The 5,458-nt window shown below is 71.8% G+C and carries 4 protein-coding genes; 2 read left to right on the forward strand and 2 right to left on the reverse strand.

Features of this window, described 5'->3' with window-relative positions:
• On the reverse strand, nucleotides 1–702 hold a 702-nt coding region (locus Q8W71_RS32245), incomplete at its 3' end, for an outer membrane protein (RefSeq protein ID WP_305529410.1).
• Between the two features lie 732 nt (nucleotides 703–1,434).
• Here Q8W71_RS32245 and Q8W71_RS32250 point away from each other — a divergent pair.
• Both Q8W71_RS32250 and Q8W71_RS32255 read left to right on the forward strand, forming a co-directional pair.
• On the forward strand, nucleotides 1,435–2,913 hold the full coding sequence (locus Q8W71_RS32250) for a methyl-accepting chemotaxis protein (protein ID WP_305529411.1): 1,479 nt from the start codon (nucleotides 1,435–1,437) through the stop codon (nucleotides 2,911–2,913).
• Nucleotides 2,910–4,022: an HD-GYP domain-containing protein gene (locus Q8W71_RS32255; RefSeq protein WP_370875599.1), complete on the forward strand. Its 1,113-nt coding sequence runs from the start codon at nucleotides 2,910–2,912 to the stop codon at nucleotides 4,020–4,022. Before Q8W71_RS32250 ends, Q8W71_RS32255 begins: the two co-directional genes overlap by 4 nt.
• Nucleotides 4,023–4,417: 395 nt before the next feature.
• On the opposite strand, the gene Q8W71_RS32260 is transcribed toward Q8W71_RS32255, so the two are convergent.
• Nucleotides 4,418–5,458: transposase (locus tag Q8W71_RS32260; protein WP_305526334.1), on the reverse strand; the 1,041-nt coding region annotated here is incomplete at its 5' end.

The raw sequence follows: 5,458 nt of genomic DNA on the forward strand, positions 1-5,458 counted from the left end.
GAAGAAGTTCAGGAAGGAGTCGGTGGGCAGGGCGTACTCGACGCCGCCGCCGACGGTCCAGCCGGTCTTGAAGTCGTCGCGGCGGCCGGCGAAGTTCTGGAAGCCGATGCGGGCGCCGGCATCCGTGCCGGTGGCGTAGGCGAAGCCGCCGGTGGCGTAGACGAGGGTGCGGTCGAAGGCGTAGCCGAGGCGGCCGCGGACGGTGCCGAAGAAGTCGAGGGTGTTCAGCGTGCCGTTGACCGGGAGGAAGCCCGGGTTGATCGCGGCGGCGTTGGTGGCGAAGCGGGCGCGGCCGCCGAAGTCGAGGTACTGGGCGTCGGCCTCGACACCGACGACGACGCCGGCGCCCGGGGTGAACTGGTAGTTGTAGCCGATCTGGCCGCCGCCGGAGAAGCCCTCGCGGTTGCTGTTGGAGTAGACCAGCGTGGAGCCGAGCGGGTTGAGAGCGCGGTAGGGGACGAGGCCGCCGGCCAGGGTCTGGCGGACGGGGTCGCCGGCGGTCTGGACGAAGCCGCGCGAGCCGCCGTTGCTGCTGGCGTCGAAGCCGTAGCCGGCGTTGATACCGAAGTAGGCACCGGTCCAGGTGAACACCGGCACCGGCGTGAACACCGGCGGCGGCGCGGCGCGGCGCGGAAGGTCGGCGGCCGAGGCGGCGGCGGTGAGGGCCGTGAAGGCGGCCAGCGAGGTCAGAAGCTTGGTCATGATGTCGATCCAGTTTGAAAGCCTGGGTGACCCTAGAGCCAATTCGTAAAAGAAGATGTAGTTTTGCGGACACACAGGCCGGCGTGATGAAAACCGGCGTGATGAACTGTCGGTTAACGTGCGGATCGATTAAGTTTCCATTTATAACTTCGGCCCGAGCGCGATAACGCCTTCGACATCGCGCGGTTGCGGCGGCCGGGGCGGTTCCGCCAGCGGCGTGGCGCCGGTGCCACACCTTCGGTTCCGGGCGGCGACGTGCGGGGGACGGTCTCGGATCGTCCGCGCGGTCGGCGTCCGGCCGCCATCCGCACGAACGCGACAGCCGCCGCGCTAACGCGCGCGGTTCGTCCCAACGGTCGTCCCACCGTCCCCGACGGGCGCCGCGCGAACGCGGATTCCGGCTGGCGCGAACGCCGCGCGGAGACCGATCCGCCGCGGGCCGGATCGCCCGCGGCAGGGCGCAGGCCTGCGACGACTGGACGCTGTCGGCGGTCGTTCTACTACCTCAGAGTGTGTCGGTCGCTCTCAGATACCAACGTATGTCAGTTCCGAGCCCGGATTCGGCAGCATACGGGGTCCAGTTCTACACGCTTTGGCCGCAACAACCTATGTTGTACCACCAAAAGTAGCATTTTGCGCTCGATTTCACCAAGTTGTGTTCAATCGTTGCCGGCATATTAATATTTCTGCCGGACCATGCCCGCCGAAATCAACCGACTAGGTGAGGAATCCATGCTTGCGTTTCGGACCGAGGACGCTCGCGCCAAGCTCAATGCCCTCGACAGCTCGCAGGCCATCATCGAATTCAGGCTCGATGGCATCATTCTGACCGCCAATGCCAACTTCCTCTCCCTGGTTGGCTATACGTTGGCGGAGGTCCAGGGACAAAAGCATTCCATCTTTGTCGAAGCATCGCACCGCGACAGTCCTGAATATCGGGCCTTCTGGGACAGGCTGCGGAGCGGGACCTACCAGACGGCCGAGTTCAAGCGGATTACCAAGGATGGACGCGAAGTCTGGATTCAGGCCAGCTACAACCCGGTCCGCGACCGGACCGGTCGGGTAGCCAAGATCGTCAAGTTCGCCACCGACATCACCGCGCAGAAGGTCCGCGCCCTCGATCTCGACGGCCAGATCGCGGCGCTCCACCGCTCGCAGGCAGTGATCGCCTTCGCGCCGGACGGCACCATCCTCGACGCCAACACCAACTTCCTCGGCGCGCTGGGCTACGGCCTCGACGAGGTGCGGGGCCGCCACCACAGCCTGTTCATGGACGAGGCCGAGCGGGCGGGCGCGGCTTACCGCGACTTCTGGGCTGCGCTGGCCGGAGGCGCGTTCCAGGCGGGCGAGTTCCGCCGCATCGCCAAGGGCGGCCGGGAGGTGTTCATCCAGGCGACCTACAACCCGATCACCGGCGCGGACGGTCGCGTTCTCAAGGTGGTGAAGTTCGCGGTCGACGTGACCGCGCAGGTGCTGGAGCGGCAGCGCCGGGCCGAGGCGCAGCGGGCGATCGGCGTCGACCTCGACGCCATCGGTCAGGCGGTGGAGGACGTGACTCGGCAGACGGCGGACGCCGCCGGCACGGTCGGGCGCGTGTCGGGCGACATCCAGGCGGTGGCGGCGGGCGCCGAGGAACTCTCGGCCTCGGTCGGCGAGATCAGCCAGCAGGTGAGCCACGCCGCGCGGATGGCCGGCGAGGCCGTGGAGCAGGCGCGGCGCACCGGCGGCATCGTCGCGGGCCTGAGCGGGCAGGCCACGCAGATCGGCGATGTGGTCGGGCTGATCTCGAACATTGCGGGCCAGACCAACCTGCTGGCGCTCAACGCGACCATCGAGGCGGCGCGCGCCGGGGCGGCCGGCCGGGGCTTCGCGGTGGTGGCGGCCGAGGTGAAGGCCCTGGCCGAGCAGACCGCCCGGGCCACCGACCAGATCCGCGGGCAGATCGGCGCGACGCAGGCGGCCACCCGGGATGCGGTGGAGGCGATCGGCACGATCCAGGGCACGATCCGGGCGCTGGACGAGGTCTCGGCGGCGATCGCGGCGGCGGTGGAGGAGCAGTCGGCGGTCACGCGCGAGATGTCGGGCAACATGCAGACGGCGGCGCACGGGGCGGCCGGCATCGCTGCGGGGGTCGAGGCGATCGCGGCGGCGAGCGACCGGGTCGATGCGGCCACGCAACAGGTGCGGGAAGCGGCGCGTGCGATAGGATGACGCGCGATCGGGGCGACGCGCTGCACGGGGTCCGCGACCGCGGCGGGCCGTCCGTTGGGGAGGAGGCGATGGGCGAACTCCTGCTGATCACCGACGACCTGCGTCGCGGCGACCGGCTGGCGCGCGACCTCGGCACATTCCGCGCCTGCCGCGTGCACGATCTCTACGAGGCCGCGGTCCCGTCCGTTCTGCCCGAGCTGATCGTCGGCGACGTCAGCGCGCTCACCTCGGACGCCGTCCTGCGGATGCAGCGGATCCTCAAGGCGGTGCGGGGCCGGGGCGTGCCCTTCCTGTTCCTCACCCACGGCAACGCCGCCCGGGCCGAGGCGCAGGCCCGGGTGCTGGGCGCCAGCGGCACCCTCGCCGCCGGGGCCATGACGCAGGCGCTCCTGGCGGCTCTGGAGGGTCTGCACCGGCACGAGGATCCGTCCGCCCCCGCGGCCGTCCGCCACGCCGGCGCGGCGCGGCGCTTCCTCGCCGACGTGTTCGTGCCCGGCCGGCCCGTCACGCCGGCGGCGATCGACACCGGAACCGGGCTCATCGCCCGCGCGGTGGCCGAGACCGGCGTGCGCGACTGGGTCCTCGCGGTGCGGCGCTTCGACGACGCCACGCACCAGCACTGCCTGCTGGTCGCGGGGCTGGCGGCGAGCTTCGCGGCGCAGTTGGGGTTCGCCGCCGCCGACCGCCACCGGCTGGCGAAGGCGGCGCTGCTGCACGACGTCGGCAAGATCCACGTCCCGGCCGAGATCCTGAACAAGCCGGGCCGGCTGACGGAGGCCGAGACGGCGGTGATGCGGCAGCACCCGGCGCACGGCCACGCCATGCTCGCGGGCCGCGGCTTCGAGGCGGAGATGCTGGCGGTGGTCCGCTCGCACCACGAACTGCTGGACGGCTCGGGCTACCCGGACGGCCTGAAGGGCGCGGAGATCCCCGACCTCGTGCGGCTGGTCACGGTGTGCGACATCTACGCGGCCCTGACAGAGCGCCGGTCCTACAAGCCGCCGATGGCGGTGACGAAGGCGCTGGGGATCCTGGACGACATGGTGGGTCGGCTCGACGGCGACCTCGTCCAGGCCTTTCACCCCGTGGCCCGGGCGATCGCCGCGTGAGGGCGCCCGGACCGGCCGCGCGGATGGCGCTGTTCCTGGCCGCGGTCCTCGGGTCGCCCGGCCCCGCGCTCTCCCGGCCGTCGGACGTGGCCGTCCCGGGGGCGGACGGGCGCGACCTGCACGCCGTGCTCTACAGGCCTCCCGGCCCCGGGCCGTTCCCGGCCGTCGTCGCGCTGCACGGGTGCGGCGGTCTCTACGACCGGAGCGGCGCCCTCAACGCGCGGCACGCGGACTGGGGGGAGCGCCTCGCCGCGCAGGGCTTCCTCGTCCTCCTCCCCGACAGCTTCGGGTCCCGCGGGCTCGGCTCCCAGTGCGGCACCGCGGCGCGCGCGGTCCGGCCGGGCCGCGAGCGCGTCGCGGACGCCTTCACCGCGAAGGCCTATCTCCCAGCCCTTTCAAGGTGTTTTGCTTGCCAGGCGGGTTGCGGTGGAGAAGTGGGGTCCGCTGGTGGGCCCGGACTTTGCCGTTCGATCCTTGGGTTTTCGGCGGCCGGCTCTGACGCGTGCGGGGTCGATGCGGCGGGCCAAGCTCAGCAGGCGCGCGGCCAGGGCTGGCGGGTCGATCGGGCCGCAGGCCGCCCAGTGCTCGGGCGGCAGGGCGATGCACAGGCCATCGTAGCCGCTGCGGATCTGCAGCACGAGGTGATACAGCGACACCTTCGGCGCGGCCCCCGCGTCCGGGGCGTGCGCGCGCTCCACGCAGCGCTCGATCAGCGCCAGCACGTTGTAGGCCAGCAGCGCCACGCTGAAGCCGAGAAGCGCCGCGCGCGGATGACCGAGGCTCGGGATCTCGCTGCGCAACACGCCCTCCAGACGCTGGAACATGCCCTCGATGCGCCAGCGGTCCCGGTAGGCCTGCGCGATCTGCGCGGCCGTCACCGTGGCCGGCAGGTTGCTCCACAGCCGCAGCACCCGGTCGCCCGCCTGGGTCGGCTGCGCCAGGGTCAGTTCGATGCGCCGCCACGGGACGGCCTGCTCCGGGCCCGACGGCTCCTGGGGTAGATGCTCCTGGGGCGGAGGCTCCTGGGGTGGATGCTCCTGGGGTGGATCGAGCGTGATCGTCTGCTCGCGCAGGCGGCCCGTCTCGGTCCGGCCCGCCGCGTGCCAGTCTCCCGCATCCCGCAGGCGGGGATGGTTGGCGTGCTCGCGCACCACGAAGCTGGCCCCGGCCGCCGCCCAGCCGCGCAGCAGCGCGCCGGGGCAGAAGTGGCGGTCGCCGATCCAGACCTGTCCCGGACCGGCCCGTTCCAGCAGGGGGGCGGCCAGGGCACGCTCGTGCTGGTAGGCGTCCTCGCCCGCCACCAGATCGGTCACCAGGCCGCTGTCGGGATCGTAGACCACCATCGCCAGCCCGGGCAGGGCCGCCCCGCGCACGCCGCGCAGGGCCTTCAGGCGCTTCTGGCTGGCCGGCAGGTGGTTGCCGTCGAGGATCCGGAT

The sequence above is a fragment of the Methylobacterium amylolyticum genome, from assembly GCF_030700245.1.
Taxonomy (GTDB): Bacteria; Pseudomonadota; Alphaproteobacteria; order Rhizobiales; family Beijerinckiaceae; genus Methylobacterium.